The sequence below is a fragment of the Nocardioides luteus genome (assembly GCF_014648595.1).
GTDB lineage: Bacteria > Actinomycetota > Actinomycetes > Propionibacteriales > Nocardioidaceae > Nocardioides > Nocardioides luteus.
This window is the reverse complement of sequence record NZ_BMRK01000027.1, coordinates 13,482-28,794: the sequence shown is the minus strand read 5'-3', so window position 1 is coordinate 28,794 and position 15,313 is coordinate 13,482. Positions and strand designations below refer to the sequence as shown.

14 protein-coding genes are annotated in these 15,313 nt (G+C 69.8%); 12 read left to right on the top strand and 2 right to left on the bottom strand.

The window, feature by feature from the left end; all coding sequences use genetic code 11:
• Positions 1–58 precede the first annotated feature (58 nt).
• The 6 genes from rsgA to IEY81_RS22050 all read left to right on the top strand — a co-directional run bounded on the left by rsgA (position 59) and on the right by IEY81_RS22050 (position 6,342).
• Positions 59–1,072 (top strand): ribosome small subunit-dependent GTPase A, encoded by a 1,014-nt coding sequence (gene rsgA, locus IEY81_RS22075; protein ID WP_189120652.1) that lies wholly within the window; start codon positions 59–61, stop codon positions 1,070–1,072.
• 122 nt (positions 1,073–1,194) lie between these two features.
• Positions 1,195–2,067 (top strand): inositol monophosphatase family protein, encoded by an 873-nt coding sequence (locus IEY81_RS22070; protein WP_189120651.1) that lies wholly within the window; start codon positions 1,195–1,197, stop codon positions 2,065–2,067.
• A 55-nt stretch (positions 2,068–2,122) separates the two neighbouring features.
• Positions 2,123–2,557 (top strand): CBS domain-containing protein, encoded by a 435-nt coding sequence (locus tag IEY81_RS22065; RefSeq protein WP_189120650.1) that lies wholly within the window; start codon positions 2,123–2,125, stop codon positions 2,555–2,557.
• Between the two features lie 89 nt (positions 2,558–2,646).
• The gene (locus tag IEY81_RS22060; RefSeq protein WP_229788080.1) at positions 2,647–3,351 is read left to right on the top strand and encodes a response regulator; all 705 of its coding nucleotides are present in this window, start codon (positions 2,647–2,649) and stop codon (positions 3,349–3,351) included.
• Entirely contained in the window at positions 3,348–5,963 is a 2,616-nt protein-coding gene (locus IEY81_RS22055; protein ID WP_189120649.1) for a DUF4153 domain-containing protein, read from the top strand. Before IEY81_RS22060 ends, IEY81_RS22055 begins: the two co-directional genes overlap by 4 nt.
• 4 nt (positions 5,964–5,967) lie before the next feature.
• A complete protein-coding gene (locus tag IEY81_RS22050) occupies positions 5,968–6,342 on the top strand; it encodes an FKBP-type peptidyl-prolyl cis-trans isomerase (protein ID WP_189120648.1) in 375 nt (124 codons plus the stop codon).
• Between the two features lie 80 nt (positions 6,343–6,422).
• Here IEY81_RS22050 and IEY81_RS22045 read toward each other — a convergent pair whose 3' ends face one another.
• Positions 6,423–6,674 carry an RNA-binding S4 domain-containing protein gene (locus IEY81_RS22045; RefSeq protein WP_189120647.1) on the bottom strand — a complete coding sequence of 84 codons (252 nt, stop codon included), beginning with the start codon at positions 6,672–6,674 and terminating at the stop codon, positions 6,423–6,425.
• 355 nt (positions 6,675–7,029) lie between these two features.
• Positions 7,030–8,307 (bottom strand): DUF445 domain-containing protein, encoded by a 1,278-nt coding sequence (locus tag IEY81_RS22040; RefSeq protein ID WP_189120646.1) that lies wholly within the window; start codon positions 8,305–8,307, stop codon positions 7,030–7,032.
• A gap of 250 nt (positions 8,308–8,557) precedes the next feature.
• Here IEY81_RS22040 and IEY81_RS22035 point away from each other — a divergent pair, with 250 nt between their 5' ends.
• The 6 genes from IEY81_RS22035 to IEY81_RS22010 all read left to right on the top strand — a co-directional run bounded on the left by IEY81_RS22035 (position 8,558) and on the right by IEY81_RS22010 (position 15,303).
• Positions 8,558–8,857 carry a hypothetical protein gene (locus IEY81_RS22035; protein WP_189120645.1) on the top strand — a complete coding sequence of 100 codons (300 nt, stop codon included), beginning with the start codon at positions 8,558–8,560 and terminating at the stop codon, positions 8,855–8,857.
• Between the two features lie 99 nt (positions 8,858–8,956).
• Positions 8,957–9,805, top strand: a complete 849-nt coding sequence (locus IEY81_RS22030) for a nitrilase-related carbon-nitrogen hydrolase (RefSeq protein WP_189120644.1) — start codon at positions 8,957–8,959, stop codon at positions 9,803–9,805.
• 51 nt (positions 9,806–9,856) lie between these two features.
• On the top strand, positions 9,857–11,290 hold the full coding sequence (gene hydA / locus IEY81_RS22025; protein WP_189120643.1) for a dihydropyrimidinase: 1,434 nt from the start codon (positions 9,857–9,859) through the stop codon (positions 11,288–11,290).
• A gap of 4 nt (positions 11,291–11,294) precedes the next feature.
• Entirely contained in the window at positions 11,295–12,320 is a 1,026-nt protein-coding gene (locus IEY81_RS22020; protein ID WP_189120642.1) for a TIGR03842 family LLM class F420-dependent oxidoreductase, read from the top strand.
• Positions 12,321–12,451: 131 nt separating this feature from the next.
• Positions 12,452–13,783, top strand: coding sequence for an aspartate aminotransferase family protein (locus IEY81_RS22015; RefSeq protein ID WP_229788079.1), 1,332 nt, complete (start codon positions 12,452–12,454; stop codon positions 13,781–13,783).
• A gap of 20 nt (positions 13,784–13,803) precedes the next feature.
• Positions 13,804–15,303 carry a CoA-acylating methylmalonate-semialdehyde dehydrogenase gene (locus tag IEY81_RS22010; RefSeq protein WP_189120641.1) on the top strand — a complete coding sequence of 500 codons (1,500 nt, stop codon included), beginning with the start codon at positions 13,804–13,806 and terminating at the stop codon, positions 15,301–15,303.
• The last annotated feature ends 10 nt before the right edge of the window (positions 15,304–15,313 follow it).

The following is a 15,313-nucleotide window of genomic DNA, read 5'->3' as shown; positions in this document are numbered from 1 at the left end:
CCGGGTATCCCACGCCCGGTTACCCGTCACCCGAAACCCCCACCCCGGGAGCCCCCTGATGGCGAAGGCACAGCGCCGCTACGGCACCGAGGACGTCGAGCACTACGACCGCCCGCGCCGCCGGACGCGGCCGCGGACGAAGGACCGGCCGAGCTACGACGACGCCGACCTGGGGCGGGTGATCACGGTCGACCGGGGCCGGTTCACGCTGGTCATGGACGACGCCCCGGACGTCGAGGTGTGGGCGGTCAAGGCTCGGCCGCTCGGGCGCAAGGGTGTGGTCGTGGGCGACCGGGTGAAGGTCGTCGGTGACACCTCGGGTGCGGAGGGCGCGCTGGCCCGGATCGTCGAGGTCGAGCCGCGGCAGACGGTGCTGCGGCGTACGGCCGATGACGACGACCCCGTCGAGCGGGTCGTGGTCGCCAACGCCGACCAGCTGGTGATCGTCACCGCGATCGCCGACCCCGAGCCGCGCACCGGGTTCATCGACCGCGCGCTGGTGGCCGCCTACGAGGCGGGCATCGACCCGCTGCTGTGCATCACCAAGGCCGACCTGGCCGACCCGGAGTCGCTGGTCTCGACCTACCGCGCGCTGGGCGTGCCGTGGGTGGTGACCCAGCGTGGCGGCGACATGAGCGCGCTGCAGGCAGAGCTCGACGGGCGTACGTCGGTGCTGCTCGGCCACAGCGGCGTCGGCAAGTCGACGCTGGTCAACGCGATCGTCCCCGACGCCGGGCGCGAGGTCGGGCACGTCAACGCGGTCACCGGGCGGGGCCGGCACACGTCCACCTCGGCGCTGATGCTGCAGCTTCCCGATGACGCCGGGTGGATCGTGGACACGCCGGGGATCCGTACGTTCGGGCTGGCCCACGTCGAGCCGGAACGACTCATCGTCTCCTTCCCCGATCTGGAGGAGGCGACCGCCGAGTGCCCGCGCGGGTGCACCCACGCCGCCGAGGAGCCGGAGTGCGGGCTGGACGCCGCGATCGAGGCCGGCAGACTCGACCCGGAGCGGGTCGTCTCGTTCCGGAGGCTGCTCGAGGCACGGTCGGTGCCGGCGTACGCGCTCTGACCTGGGCTGATCATCGTCGGTGCCGGAATCAGCGGAACCGATGCCCCTCCCCGTGTTTTCGTGGGCAACCGGTTACCAGGGGAGGGTTCGCGCCGGCGCCGTTACCACTACAGTTGACCCTCGTGGCGAGCACTCCTGACTACAACGACGACCTGCGGTTGGCTCACCTGCTGGCCGATGATGCCGACTCGCTGTCGACGTCGCGGTTCAAGGCGCTCGACCTGCACGTCATGACCAAGCCCGACCTCACCCCCGTCTCCGACGCGGACAAGGCCGTGGAGGAGTCGATCAGGCGTACGCTCTCCCGCGCTCGCACCCGCGACGCGATCACCGGCGAGGAGACCGGTTCGTCCGGCTCCTCCAGCCGGCGCTGGATCGTCGACCCGATCGACGGCACGAAGAACTTCGTCCGCGGTGTGCCGGTCTGGGCGACGCTGATCGCGCTCGCGGTCGACGACGAGGTCGTGATGTCGGTGGTCTCTGCGCCGCAGCTCGGCCGGCGCTGGTGGGCGGCGAAAGGCCAGGGCGCCCACACCGGCAAGTCGCTGATGAAGTCGACCCGCTGCCAGGTCTCCGACGTACGCCGCCTCGAGGACGCCTCGATGTCCTACTCCTCGCTGCACGGCTGGGAGGAGCGTTCGCGGCTGGAGGACTTCCTGGCGCTGATGCGCCGCTGCTGGCGCACGCGGGCCTACTCCGACTTCTGGTCCTACATGCTCGTCGCGGAGGGTGCGGTCGACATCGCCGTCGAGCCGGAGCTCGAGGTCTACGACATGGCCGCGCTGGACATCATCGTCCGCGAGGCGGGCGGGTCGTTCACCTCGCTGGCCGGTGACCCCGGACCGTGGGGTGGCAACGCACTGGCCACCAACGGCCACCTGCACGACGCGGTGCTCTCCTTCCTCGGCGGCCTCTCCGACGGCAACAACGACGCCGACTGGCCGGCCGCCCAGCCCGGTTCGGTCACCGCGTTCCGCCGTCCGGCAAGCGAGTAGCACCCTCCCGGACAGCCCCTGGCGTGACGCGAGTCACAGCCGCTACCGTTGATTCATGAAGATCGCGGACGTTCTCTCTCGCAAGGCGATCGCCGAGGTGGTCACGATCGCACCGACCGCCACCGTGCGCGATCTGCTCGGACTGCTGGCAGAGCACAGCATCGGCGCCTGCGTCGTCGCCAGCGACGACGACGCCGTGACCGGCATCGTCTCCGAGCGCGACGTGGTGCGGCGTCTCCACGAGAACGACGGGCTGCTCACCGCCGAGGTCTCCTCGATCATGACCGCCGAGGTCGAGACCTGCGACCCCGAGGCCACCATCGACGACATCCTGGGCGTGATGACCCAGCGCCGGATCCGGCACATGCCAGTCGTCTCCGCCGACGGCAACCTGGTCGGCATCGTCAGCATCGGTGACCTGGTCAAGCACCGCATCGACCAGCTCGCCTTCGAGCGCGACCAGCTCGAGGCGTACGTCCACCAGACCTGACCGCGTCATCTGACCCCTCTCGCAGGTCTTCACAGGACCTGCACAACTTCTGCAGGCTTTCCGGCGACTCGGGCTTCTAGCCTGAACATGTGCCAGAACATGTGAGCGCCAACCCCCGCCGGGTCCTCGTCGTCGAGGACGAGCCGGTCATCAACCAAGCCGTCTCGGACCGGCTCTCGGCGGAGGGGTACGACGTCGTCCGGGCGTGGGACGGGCCAGGGGCGGTCGCCTGCTTCGAGGAGACCGCACCCGACCTGGTCGTCCTCGACGTGATGCTGCCCGGCTACGACGGGCTGGAGGTGTGCCGCCGCATCCAGGCGGTACGTCCCGTCCCGGTGCTCATGCTCACCGCACGCACCGACGAGGCGGATGTGCTCGTCGGGCTCGGCGTCGGCGCCGACGACTACCTGACCAAGCCGTTCCGGGCCCGTGAGCTCGTGGCCCGGGTGAACGCGCTCCTGCGGCGGGTGGAGCGGGCGGCCGAGCTGGCCGGTGCTCCGCGGCGTACGGCTGAGATCGGGGGCCTGCGGATGGACCCGGCTGCCCGGCGGGTCTGGGTCGACGAGGAGGAGGTCCGGCTGACGCCGACCGAGTTCGACCTACTGGTCTGCCTGGCCGCCGACCCGGGTGCCGTGGTCACCCGCGAGCGGCTGCTCGCCGAGGTCTGGGGCTGGAACGACGCCTCCGGGACCCGCACCGTCGACAGCCATGTGAAGGGGCTGCGCGGCAAGATCGGCTCGTCGCGGGTGCGGACCGTGCACGGCGTCGGGTACGCGCTGGAGGCCGGCGAATGACTCCTCTGGAGCGGGTCTCCTCGATCAAGGTCAAGCTCGGTCTGCTGGTCGCGGCCAGTGCCCTGGTGGCCGCGGTCGTCGCCTCCGTCGGCCGGGTCGCCGGGGTCTCGCCGTGGATCTCGATCCCGGTCACGATCGCCATCGCGCTCGCCGTCACCCAGCTGCTGGCGGCCGGGATGACCTCGCCGCTGCGGCAGATGACGCTGGCGTCGCGGCGGATGGCCCGGGGCGACTACTCGGTCTCGGTGCCCGCCGTCGGGTCCGACGAGGTGGGCCAGCTCGGTCGGGCGTTCAACACCATGGCCAGCGACCTGGGCGCCGTCGACCGGCAGCGCCGCGACCTGGTCGCCAACGTCTCCCACGAGCTGCGTACGCCGCTGGCCGCTCTGACGGTGGTGCTGGAGAACCTCGTCGACGGTGTCGGTTCGGACCCGGCGGCGCTGCAGACCGCGTTCGGCCAGGCCGAGCGGCTGAGCCGGCTGGTGGAGGACCTGCTCGACCTGGCGCGCGTCGACGCCGGCAAGGCGCCGCTGAGCACGTCGTCGGTGGAGGTCGGACCGCTGCTGGAGGCGTGCGTCGCCGAGGTGCGCGCCAACGGCCGGCCGGTCTCCTACGAGATCGACGCGCCCGCCGACCTGGTCGTCGAGGCCGACCCCGACCGGCTCAGCCAGCTGGTCGTCAACCTGCTCGACAACGCCTCCCGGCACAGTCCCCGCGACGGTGTGGTCACCGTGCGCGGCGGGCGTGACGGCGAGCGCTACCACCTCGAGGTCCTCGACTCCGGCCCCGGCATCCCGGCCGCCGACCGGAGCCGCGTGTTCGAGCCCTTCGGCACCCTCGGCGCCTCCGCCGAGAGCGGCGGCACCGGCCTCGGGCTCGCCATCGCCCGCTGGGTCACCGACCTGCACGGCGGCTCCATCGCCTTCCTCGACCCGCTCCCCGGCGCGTCCGGTGCCCGGGTGCGCGTCGATCTTCCGCTGCGGCCACCCGCGCGGCCACTGACCACTCATCTCACCCCCACCCACGAGGAGACGCAGATGCCCACCACTCCCCCGGCGGCCGAGCCCGCCGAACCATCCGCTCCCACGAAGGCTGCTCCGGCCGTCTCCGGCGATGTCGCCGCCTCCCCCTCGGTCCTCGACGACATCTTCGGCACCTACTGGCCCGACACCGGCGTCCCCGGACGGTTCGGCCTCTTCCTCGGCGCCGTCGTCGCCGGTCTGCTCGGCGGCCTGCTGTTCCCCGACCGCAACGCCGGGCTCGGCACGGTCATCGTCCTGCTCGCCGCCGGCGGGGTCGTGATGCTGGCGGGCAAGGAGCGGCGGGGCTGGTTCCCGATCCTCTGCTACGTCCTGTTCGCACTGCTCTCCGCGGTCGCGGTCGTCCGGGACGCCGAATGGATCGTCGCGCTGAGCATCATCGCGTCGATCGCCGTCCTGCTGAGCGGATCGACACTGGCCAAGACGCTGCTGGGGATCGTGCTGGCCGGGATCTCGTGGCCGCTGGCCGGCCTGCGCGGCCTGCCCTGGCTCGGCCGCACGATGACCAGCGTCTCGGGCAAGGGCCACGGCGCGGCCGTCGCCCGCACCACGCTGCTCTCGCTGCTCGGCCTGATCATCTTCGGGCTGCTCTTCGCCACCGCCGACGCGGTCCTGGGCAGCTGGGTCGACCAGTTCGTGCCGGACATCCGCCCCGACACCTTCGCCGCTCGGATCTTCATGACCGTCTTCGTCTTCGGTCTCGTGCTGGCCGCTGCGTACCTGGCTCTGAACCCGCCGCGGATCGACCGCAGCGAGCGCACGACCCAGCCCGTCGCCAACCGGTACGAGTGGCTGGCTCCGGTGGGTGTCGTGGTCGCCGTCTTCGCAGCGTTCCTGATCGCCCAGGCCACCGCGGTCTTCGGCGGCGAGGACTATCTGCGCGAGACGACGGGGCTGACCTATGCCGAGTACGTCCACCAGGGCTTCGGCCAGCTCACCGTCGCGACCGCGCTGACCCTGCTGGTGATCTGGGCGGCGGCGCGCAAGGCGCCGACCAAGACCGTCAGCGACCGGCTGTGGCTGCGGGTCGCGCTCGGGCTGCTGACCGCGGAGGCGCTCGTCGTCGTCGGCTCGGCGCTCTACCGGATGCACCTCTACCAGGAGGCGTACGGCTTCACGCAGCTCCGCCTTCTCGTCGACGTCTTCGAGGGCTGGCTGGGCCTGCTGGTGATCGCCGGGTTCGTCTCCGCGGTGGCCGGCAGGGCGATCGCCGGCGGGCTCTGGCTCGGCCGGTTCGCGCTGGTCAGCGGGGCCGTCGCGCTGCTCGGGATCGCCGCGATCAACCCGGACGCCTGGACCGCCCAGCACAACGTCACCCGCTACGAGGAGACCGGGAAGATCGACCTGGACTACCTCCGCGGACTCTCCGACGACGCCGTGCCCGCGCTCGAGAAACTGCCGGAGGAGCTGCGCGCCTGCGTACTCATCCCCTATGACCATGACGACGACTGGCTCGAGTGGAACCTCGGCCGTCACCGTGCCGGAGGCCAGAGCCCCGCCTACACCTCATCGGCGGTCATGAGGGACGACCCGACGGCAGTGTGCCCGAACGAGAGTCGATACGTAGACTGAATTCATGAGCCAGAAGCCTGAGATCGACTTCGTCGACCCCACCCCTCCGACCGACCTCGTCATCAAGGACATCACCGTCGGTGACGGCGAGGAGGCCACCGAGCGTGACCGCGTCTCGGTGCACTACGTCGGCGTCGCCCTGTCCACCGGCGAGGAGTTCGACGCGTCCTACAACCGCGGCGAGCCGCTCGACTTCCGCGTCGGCATCGGCCAGGTCATCCAGGGCTGGGACCAGGGCATCCTCGGCATGAAGGTCGGCGGCCGCCGCCAGCTCGTCATCCCGCCCCACCTGGGCTACGGCGACCGCGGTGCCGGCAACGTCATCAAGCCGGGCGAGACCCTCGTCTTCCTCTGCGACCTGGTCAAGGTCGAGAAGTAAGCACCACGTACGCAGCGAGGCGGTGACCCTTCGGGGTCACCGCCTCGTTCACGTCTGTGCCCGGCGCGCGCCGGCGAACGTCACCAGGGGACGTCGAAGTCGCCTTCGTCGGAGACCCGAGCCGCCTGACCCGCGTACTCCACCACATCCCCCACCCGCAGCTGCCGCCCCCGACGCAGCTCGGTCTCACCGTTGACCGTCACCTCGCCCGCCGTGATCGCCGGCCGCGCCTCCGACCCGGTCTCGACCAGATTGGCCAGCTTCAGGAACTGACCGAGGCGGATCACCTCATCGGTGATGGGTACGTCGAAGGGCTCGCTCACGCCACCCATCCTCCCCTCCCGCCGAGACGTCACAAAAATCGGCCGAGACGGCAAGTACGTCGGCCGAGAAGGCACTTCTGTCGAGCGAGGCGTCAGTACGGACGGTCGAAACGGCAGTTGCGTCGGCCGAGACGTCAGTTGCGTCGGCCGAGACGTCAGTTCTGACGGCCGAAGCGTCACCTCTGCCAACTCGAACCGCCGTACCTGCCGTCTCGCCCGACCGAACTGCCATCTCAATTGGCGTACGCGCCGTTTCGGCCGACCGAACTGCCACCTCGGCCGACGTAGCTGACGTTTCGGCCGACGTAACTGACGTTTCGGCCGACGTACGCGACGCCTCGGCTGAGCAGGGCCGCGACCAGAGTCAGGCGACGAGGACGGAGACGGTGTGGATGATGATGCCGACGAGGCCGCCGACGATGGTGCCGTTGATGCGGATGAACTGGAGGTCGCGGCCGACGAAGAGCTCGATGCGGCGGGCGGCCTGCTTGCCGTCCCAGCGCTGGATGGTGTGGGTGATGACGGTGGTGGCTTCGCGGCCGTAGCGCTTGACGACGTAGACGGCGACGTCGGACGCGAGGGCGTCGTAGCGGCGCTGGAGGGTCTCGTCGAGGACGACCTTCTGGGCGTAGCGGACGACCTCGTCGAGGGCGCGGCGGCGGACGACGCCGTCGGGGTCCCGCAGGGAGGTGGTCAGGGCGCGGCGGAGGGCGTCCCAGATGGAGATCGCGGTGGAGATGACGCCGGGGTGGTCGAGCACGCGCTCCTTGAGCCGCTCGGCGCGCTCCATGGTCGCGGGGTCGTGCTGGAGGTTGTCGGCGAGGTCGGCGAGCATGGCGTCGATCGCCTTGCGGGCGCGGTGCTCGGGATCGTCGCGGATGTCGGCGATCCAGCGGACCAGCTCGACGTGGATGCGGGCGGTCACCGGCTCGCGCAGCACCTGCGGCGTCCACCACGGCGCACGCTCACCGAGCACCTCGGTGACGGTCTCCTCGTTCTCCTCGAGCCAGCCGTGCAGCTCGACCAGCGCGAGGTCGATCAGCCCGTGGTGGACCCCGTCGTCGAGCGCCGCCTGCAGGGTGCCGCCGAGGAGGGGTGCGATCTGCTCCTCGCGGAAGCGAGGTACGAACCCGTCCTGGATGATCTCGACGACGTGGCGGTTGCTGATCCGCGAGAGCCCGTCGGCGACCACGGAGGAGACCTCGTCGACGACCCGCTTGGCGTTGGCCTCCTCGGAGAGCCACAGCCCGAGCCGCAGCGACGGCATCGCGACGCCGAGCCGCTCGCGGATCGTCTCCTCCTGCAGGAAGTTGTCCTGGACGAACTCCTCGAGGCTCGCGCCCAGCTCGTCCTTCCGCTTCGGGATCAGCGCGGTGTGCGGCACCGGCAGTCCCAGCGGGTGGCGGAACAGCGCGGTGACCGCGAACCAGTCGGCCATCGCACCGACCATCGACGCCTCGGCGCCGGCGTTGACGAACCCCCAGAACCCGTCGCTGCCCAGCGTCAGCAGGTAGACGACGGCAGCCACGACCAGGAGGCCGGTGGCGACGATGCGCATCCGGCGCAGTGCCTGGCGGCGTACGACATCGGCCTCGGTCTCGACCATCAGGCCGCCGATGCCGGCGCCCCCAGGAGAACTCATGGACCCAATTGTGCCGGGTGGCTCCACGCGGCGACGATCTGCAACACCACGTCCCGCATTTCTATCGCCTACTCACGGGTTGGCCCACATCTGGGTTACAAAGCGCCCAAGGCCGTCACCGATCCCTTCCCCTGATCGTTGGAGTGGACGAGAGTGCCTCAGGGAGGCACACGTCCCACCGAGGAGATACATGTCGTCGCACAACGCGGACGGTGTGGGGTCGCATCTGTTCGACTCGACGAGGAGCGCCATGTCGCTGACCACCGCCGCCAAGGTGGAGGTCCTCAGCGTCCTCGTCCGCGCCGGCCGAGAGGCCCGCGCGCCGCTCACGCCTCACGACTGCAACACCGTGGTCGAGACCAGCGCTCATCTGGCCGAGATCGCACCGACCCTCGCCGAGCGCACCCCCGGCGAGCGCGCCCGGGCGACCCGCGCCGCGATGGAGCTCTTCCTCTCGGTGGACTGCCCCCAGCTCGCCCCCGAGCTCCGCGTGGAGCTCGCCAAGGCGATCGAGCACGTGGTCGTACGTCATCCGGCCAGCGCCCCCTAGAGCAGCAGGGTTTCAAGCACCTCACCGTCTTCAACAAAAATGCCGTCGTGGCCCCACGGGCCGCGGCGGCGTGCTTGTATGTGGGAGGGAGGTAGTTGCATGACCATCGTCAGAGCCGCCATCAGCCAGACCACCTGGACCGGGGACAAGGCCTCCATGCTGGACAAGCACGAGGGCTTCGCGCGTGACGCCGCCGCGCAGGGCGCCCAGGTGATGTGTTTCCAGGAGCTCTTCTACGGGCCCTACTTCGGGATCACCCAGGACAAGAAGTACTACCGCTTCGCCGAGCCCGCCGACGGACCGATCGTGCAGCGCTTCGCCGCCCTCGCCAAGGAGCTGGGCATGGTGATGGTGCTGCCGATCTACGAGGAGGCCGACACCGGCATCTACTACAACACCTCGGTGCTCGTCGACGCCGACGGCACGGTCCTCGGCAAGTACCGCAAGAACCACCTCCCCCACGTGGAGAAGTTCTGGGAGAAGTTCTACTTCCGCCCCGGCAACCTCGGCTACCCGGTCTTCGAGACCGCGGTCGGCAAGGTCGGGATGTACATCTGCTACGACCGCCACTTCCCCGAGGGCTGGCGCGAGCTCGGGCTCAACGGCGCCCACATGGTCTTCAACCCCAACGCCACCAAGCCGGGCCTCTCCAACCGGCTGTGGGAGATCGAGCAACCCGCCGCCGCGGTCGCCAACGGCTACTTCGTGCTCGCCCCCAACCGGGTCGGCCTCGAGGACAACGAGTACGGCGAGGAGGCGGTCGACTTCTACGGCATGTCCCAGGTCGTCGATCCTCGAGGCAACTACGTCGGCGAGCTCGGTTCGGGCGAGAAGGAGGAGCTGCTCGTCCGCGACCTGGAGATGGACATGGTCCGGGACATGCGCGACGACTGGCAGTTCTACCGCGACCGGCGGCCGGACTCCTACACCGCCATCCCGCGGCCCTGACCGTTACTCGTGGTGGTCTCGACAAGCTCGACCACCGGGACGGAGGTTCTCATGAGCACCACTCTCATCACGGGCGGCACCGTCGTCTCGGCCACCGGACGCGCCCAGGCCGACGTGCTGGTCGACGGCGAGCGGATCGTCGCGCTGATCTCGCCCGGCGCCACCCCGTTCGGTCGGATCGAAGCCGACGTCACCATCGATGCCACCGGGAAGTACGTCATCCCCGGCGGCGTCGACGCCCACACCCACATGCAGCTGCCGTTCGGCGGCACCAACGCGTCCGACACCTTCGAGACCGGCACCCGGGCCGCGGCCTGGGGCGGCACCACGACGATCATCGACTTCGCGGTGCAGCGCTACGGGGAACGCGTACAGGACGGCCTGGCCCGCTGGCACGAGCTGGCCGCCGGCAACTGCGCGATCGACTACGGCTTCCACCAGATCATCGGCGGCGTCGACGACGATGCGCTGAAGGCGATGGACACGCTCGTGGACGAGGGCATCACCTCCTACAAGCTGTTCATGGCCTATCCCGGCGTCTTCTACTCCGATGACGCGCAGGTGCTGCGCGCGATGCAGAAGGCGACCGATCACGGGCTGCTGACGATGATGCACGCCGAGAACGGGCCGGCGATCGACGTGCTCGCCGCGCAGCTGGCCGAGTCGGGGAAGACGAGCCCCTACTACCACGGCATCGCGCGTGCCTGGCAGATGGAGGAGGAGGCCACCCACCGGGCGATCATGCTCGCCGACGTCGCCGGTGCTCCGCTCTACGTCGTGCACGTCAGCGCCAAGCAGGCCGTCGAGCAGCTGGCCGGTGCCCGTGACCGCGGCCGGAACGTCTTCGGCGAGACCTGTCCGCAATACCTCTACCTCTCCCTGGAGGAGCAGCTCGGCGCGAGCTCGGAGGAGTGGGGTGACTTCGAGGGCGCCAAGTGGGTCTGCTCGACGCCGTTGCGCTCCCGCGAGGAGGGCCATCAGGACGCGATGTGGCAGGCGCTGCGCACCAACGACCTGCAGATGGTCTCCACCGACCACTGCCCCTTCTGCATGAAGGAGCAGAAGGAGCTAGGGAAGGACGACTTCCGGGCGATCCCCAACGGCATCGGGTCGATCGAGCACCGCGTCGACCTGCTCTACCAGGGCGTGGTGACCGGGCAGATCACCCTCGAGCGGTGGGTGGAGCTGATCGCGACCACCCCGGCGCGGATGTTCGGCCTCTACGGCCGCAAGGGCGTCATCGCCCCCGGAGCGGACGCCGACATCGTCGTCTACGACCCCGCCGGGCACACCTCGATCGGGGTCGGCGAAGGCAGGACGCACCACATGAACATGGACCACTCCGCTTGGGAGGGCTTCGAGATCGACGGCCACGTCGACGTGGTGCTCTCCCGCGGGTCCGTCGTCGTGGCCGACGGCGAGTTCCAGGGCACCAAGGGCCACGGCAGCTACCTCAAGCGCGACCTCTCCCAGTACCTGGTATGACGTCATGGACTTCGGTGTCGTCCTGCAGACCAACCCGCCGGCCTGGCGGGTCGTCGACCTGGCGAAGCGAGCCGAGGCGTACGGCTTCGACTACGTGTGGACCTTCGACAGCCACCTGCTGTGGATGGAGCCGTACGTCATCTACAGCCAGATCCTCGCCGAGACCCGCACGATCAAGGTCGGCCCGTTCGTCACCAACCCGGCGACCCGTGACTGGACGGTGACCGCGTCGGTCTTCGCGACGCTCAACGAGATGTACGGCAACCGCACCGTGTGCGGGATGGGGCGCGGCGACTCGGCGGTGCGGGTGCTCAACGGGAAGCCGTCGACGATCCGGGAGATGCGCGAGGCCACCACGGTGATCCGCGAGCTCGCCAACCGGCGACCCGTGGAGGTCAACGGCACCACGCTGCAGTTCCCCTGGGCCAAGCGCTCCGAGCTGGAGGTCTGGATCGCGGCCTACGGCCCGCTCGCACTCAAGGCCGCCGGTGAGGTCGGCGACGGGTTCATCCTGCAGCTGGCCGACCCCGACATCACCGAGTGGATGATCGGCGCGGTCAAGAAGGCGGCCACCGACGCCGGTCGCGACCCGGAGTCGCTGACGTTCTGCGTGGCCGCCCCCGCGTACGTCACCGACGGCTCGCCCGCGGCACTCGCTCACGCTAGGGAGCAGTGCCGGTGGTTCGGCGGGATGGTGGGCAACCACGTCGCCGACATCGTGGCGAAGTACGGGGGCGGCGCGGTGCCTCAGGCCCTCACCGACTACATCGCCGGGCGTGAGGGCTACGACTACAACGAGCACGGGCGAGCCGGGAACACCCATACCGAGTTCGTGCCCGACGAGATCGTCGACCGGTTCTGCATCCTCGGCTCGGTCGAGGAGCAGGCCGCCAAGCTCGACCGGCTCGAGGCTCTCGGCGTCGACCAGTTCGCCATCTACCTGCAGCACGACGCCATGGACCAGACCCTGGCCGCGTACGGCGATCTGGTGATCCCGCGGGTGAACCGCCCGGCGACAGCGAAGACCTGATCGCGCGATTTCGTTGCGATAAGCACCATACAACACCGAAACCGTTGCAGAACACCAGACATACCGCCGTGATCAGCGCCGCTATTCAGCGGCGTCGTGGCTGCTCCCGGCGTAGAGTGAGGAACCTGACGATGTCCATCCACGCACCCCAGGGGACAGCATTGACCAGCGCCAGCGACGCCCGCGCCTATGACCTCGACCGATCCCACGTCTTCCACTCCTGGTCCGCCCAGGCGTCGCTGAAACCGCTGGTCATCGCCGGCGGGCAGGGTTCGCGGGTGTGGGACGACTCGGGCCATACCTACCTGGACTTCTCCTCCCAGCTGGTCAACACCAACATCGGCCACCAGCACCCGCGGGTGGTGGAGGCGATCAAGAAGCAGGCAGAGACGCTGACCACGATCGCGCCGACGGCGGCCAACCTGGTGCGCGGCGAGGCCGCCGAGCGGATCACCGACATCGCGCCGGTCGGGTTCAACAAGGTGTTCTTCACCAACGCGGGCGCCGACGCGGTCGAGAACGCGATCCGGATGGCGCGCCTCCACACCGGCCGCGACAAGGTGCTCTCGACCTACCGCTCCTACCACGGCAACACCGGCGCGGCGGTGGTCGCGACGGGTGACTGGCGCCGGATCCCCAACGAGTACGCCCGGGGCCACGTGCACTTCTTCGGCCCCTACCTCTACCGCTCGGAGTTCTGGGCGACGACCCCCGAGCAGGAGTCCGAGCGCGCGCTCCACCACCTGCGCCGCGTCATCGAGGCCGAGGGGCCGTCCTCGATCGCCGCGATCCTGCTCGAGACCATCCCCGGCACCGCCGGCATCATGATCCCGCCGCCGGGCTATCTCCCGGGCGTGCGAGCGCTGGCCGACGAGTTCGGCATCATGCTCATCCTCGACGAGGTGATGGCCGGCTTCGGCCGCACCGGCGAGTGGCTGGCCCTGGACGCCTTCGATGTCGTCCCCGAGCTGATCACCTTCGCCAAGGGCGTCAACTCCGGCTACGTACCAGCGGGCGGGGTGATCATCTCCGACCCGATCGCGGCGACCTTCGACGACCAGGTCTTCCCCGGCGGGCTCACCTACTCCGGCCACCCGCTCGCGATGGCCTCGATCGTCGCCACCATCGAGGCGATGAACGAGGAGGGCATCGTCGACAACGCCGCCACCATCGGCACCGACCACATCGCCCCCGGGCTGGCCGCGCTCGCCGAGAAGCACGACGTGATCGGCGAGGTGCGTGGCACCGGCGTCTTCTGGGCCCTCGAGCTGGTCGCCGACCGGGAGACCCGCGAGCCGCTGCCGGCCGAGACGATGGGCCGGATCAAGTCCGAGCTGGTCGCCCGCAACCTGATCCCGTTCACGATGGAGAACCGCATCCACGTGGTGCCGCCGTGCGTCGTCACCCCCGACGAGGTGGCCGAGGCGGTCTCGATCTACGACGACGTTCTCGGCTCGCTCTGACCGCACCCAAAGGACATGACATGACCGATCTCCCCATTCTCGACCACTGGATCGGCGGTGCCACCAACCCCGGCACCGGCACCCGTCTCGGCGACGTCTACAACCCTGCGCTCGGCACCGTCCAGAAGCACGTGCGCTTCGCCTCGGCCGCCGACGTCGACACCGCCGTCGCGGCCGCCAAGAAGGCCTACGCGGAGTGGAGCGAGACCTCGCTGACGCGGCGTACGGCCGTGCTCTTCGCGTTCCGCGAGCTGCTCAACGCCCGCAAGGGCGAGCTCGCCGAGATCCTCACCGCCGAGCACGGCAAGGTGCTCTCCGACGCGGCCGGTGAGATAGCCCGTGGGCTCGAGGTCGTCGAGTTCGCCTGCGGCCTCTCCCACCTGCTCAAGGGCACCGTCTCCGAGCAGGTCTCGAACGGCGTCGACGTGACCACGCTCAAGCAGCCGCTCGGCGTGGTCGGCATCATCAGCCCGTTCAACTTCCCGGCGATGGTGCCGATGTGGTTCTTCCCGATCGCGATCGCGGCCGGCAACACGGTCGTGGTGAAGCCCTCGGAGAAGGACCCGACCGCGTCCAGCTGGATCGCGGAGCTGTGGGCCGAGGCCGGTCTGCCCGACGGCGTCTACAACGTCGTCCACGGTGACAAGGAGGCGGTCGACGCGCTCCTCGACAACCCCGACGTCGCCTCGATCTCCTTCGTCGGCTCCACGCCGATCGCCCGCTACGTCTACGAGCGCGGCACCGCCGCCGGGAAGCGGGTCCAGGCGCTCGGCGGCGCCAAGAACCACATGCTCGTGCTGCCCGACGCCGACCTCGACCTGGTCGCCGACTCGGCGGTCAACGCGGGCTTCGGGTCCGCCGGCGAGCGGTGCATGGCGATCTCGGTGGTGCTCGCCGTCGAGCCGGTGGCCGACGCCCTGATCCAGAAGGTGACCGAGCGGATGGCCGCGCTCAGAGTCGGCGACGGCACCCGCGGCACCGACATGGGGCCGCTGATCACCGGCGCCCACCGCGACAAGGTGGCGGGCTACGTCGACGTGGCGGCGGCCGACGGAGCCGAGGTCGTCGTCGACGGCCGAGGCATCGAGGTCGACGGTGACCCGAACGGCTTCTGGGTGGGGCCGACGCTGGTCGACAAGGTGCCCACCACCTCGACCGTCTACACCGAGGAGATCTTCGGCCCGGTGCTCTCGGTCGTCCGCGTCTCCGGTTACGAGGAGGGCCTCGAGCTGATCAACTCCGGCCAGTTCGGCAACGGCACCGCCATCTTCACCAACGACGGCGGAGCCGCGCGCCGGTTCCAGCGGGAGGTGCAGGTCGGCATGGTCGGCGTGAACGTGCCGATCCCGGTGCCGGTCGCCTACCACTCCTTCGGCGGCTGGAAGGCCTCGCTGTTCGGCGACGCCAAGGCCTACGGCCCTGCGGGGCTGGACTTCTTCACTCGGGAGAAGGCCGTCACCACCCGCTGGCTCGACCCCTCGCACGGAGGGGTCGACCTCGGGTTCCCGCAGAACTCGTAGGCCCTGGAGC

Excerpts from the sequence above, each read along its gene's own strand:
- hydA (WP_189120643.1), top strand. The coding sequence starts at position 9,857 with ATGAGCACCACTCTCATCACGGGCGGCACCGTCGTCTCGGCCACCGGA.
- IEY81_RS22050 (WP_189120648.1), top strand. The coding sequence starts at position 5,968 with ATGAGCCAGAAGCCTGAGATCGACTTCGTCGACCCCACCCCTCCGACC.
- IEY81_RS22020 (WP_189120642.1), top strand. The coding sequence starts at position 11,295 with ATGGACTTCGGTGTCGTCCTGCAGACCAACCCGCCGGCCTGGCGGGTC.
- IEY81_RS22045 (WP_189120647.1), bottom strand. The coding sequence starts at position 6,674 with ATGGGTGGCGTGAGCGAGCCCTTCGACGTACCCATCACCGATGAGGTG.
- IEY81_RS22040 (WP_189120646.1), bottom strand. The coding sequence starts at position 8,307 with ATGAGTTCTCCTGGGGGCGCCGGCATCGGCGGCCTGATGGTCGAGACC.
- rsgA (WP_189120652.1), top strand. The coding sequence starts at position 59 with ATGGCGAAGGCACAGCGCCGCTACGGCACCGAGGACGTCGAGCACTAC.
- IEY81_RS22030 (WP_189120644.1), top strand. The coding sequence starts at position 8,957 with ATGACCATCGTCAGAGCCGCCATCAGCCAGACCACCTGGACCGGGGAC.
- IEY81_RS22015 (WP_229788079.1), top strand. The coding sequence starts at position 12,452 with ATGTCCATCCACGCACCCCAGGGGACAGCATTGACCAGCGCCAGCGAC.
- IEY81_RS22035 (WP_189120645.1), top strand. The coding sequence starts at position 8,558 with ATGTCGCTGACCACCGCCGCCAAGGTGGAGGTCCTCAGCGTCCTCGTC.
- IEY81_RS22055 (WP_189120649.1), top strand. The coding sequence starts at position 3,348 with ATGACTCCTCTGGAGCGGGTCTCCTCGATCAAGGTCAAGCTCGGTCTG.
- IEY81_RS22010 (WP_189120641.1), top strand. The coding sequence starts at position 13,804 with ATGACCGATCTCCCCATTCTCGACCACTGGATCGGCGGTGCCACCAAC.
- IEY81_RS22065 (WP_189120650.1), top strand. The coding sequence starts at position 2,123 with ATGAAGATCGCGGACGTTCTCTCTCGCAAGGCGATCGCCGAGGTGGTC.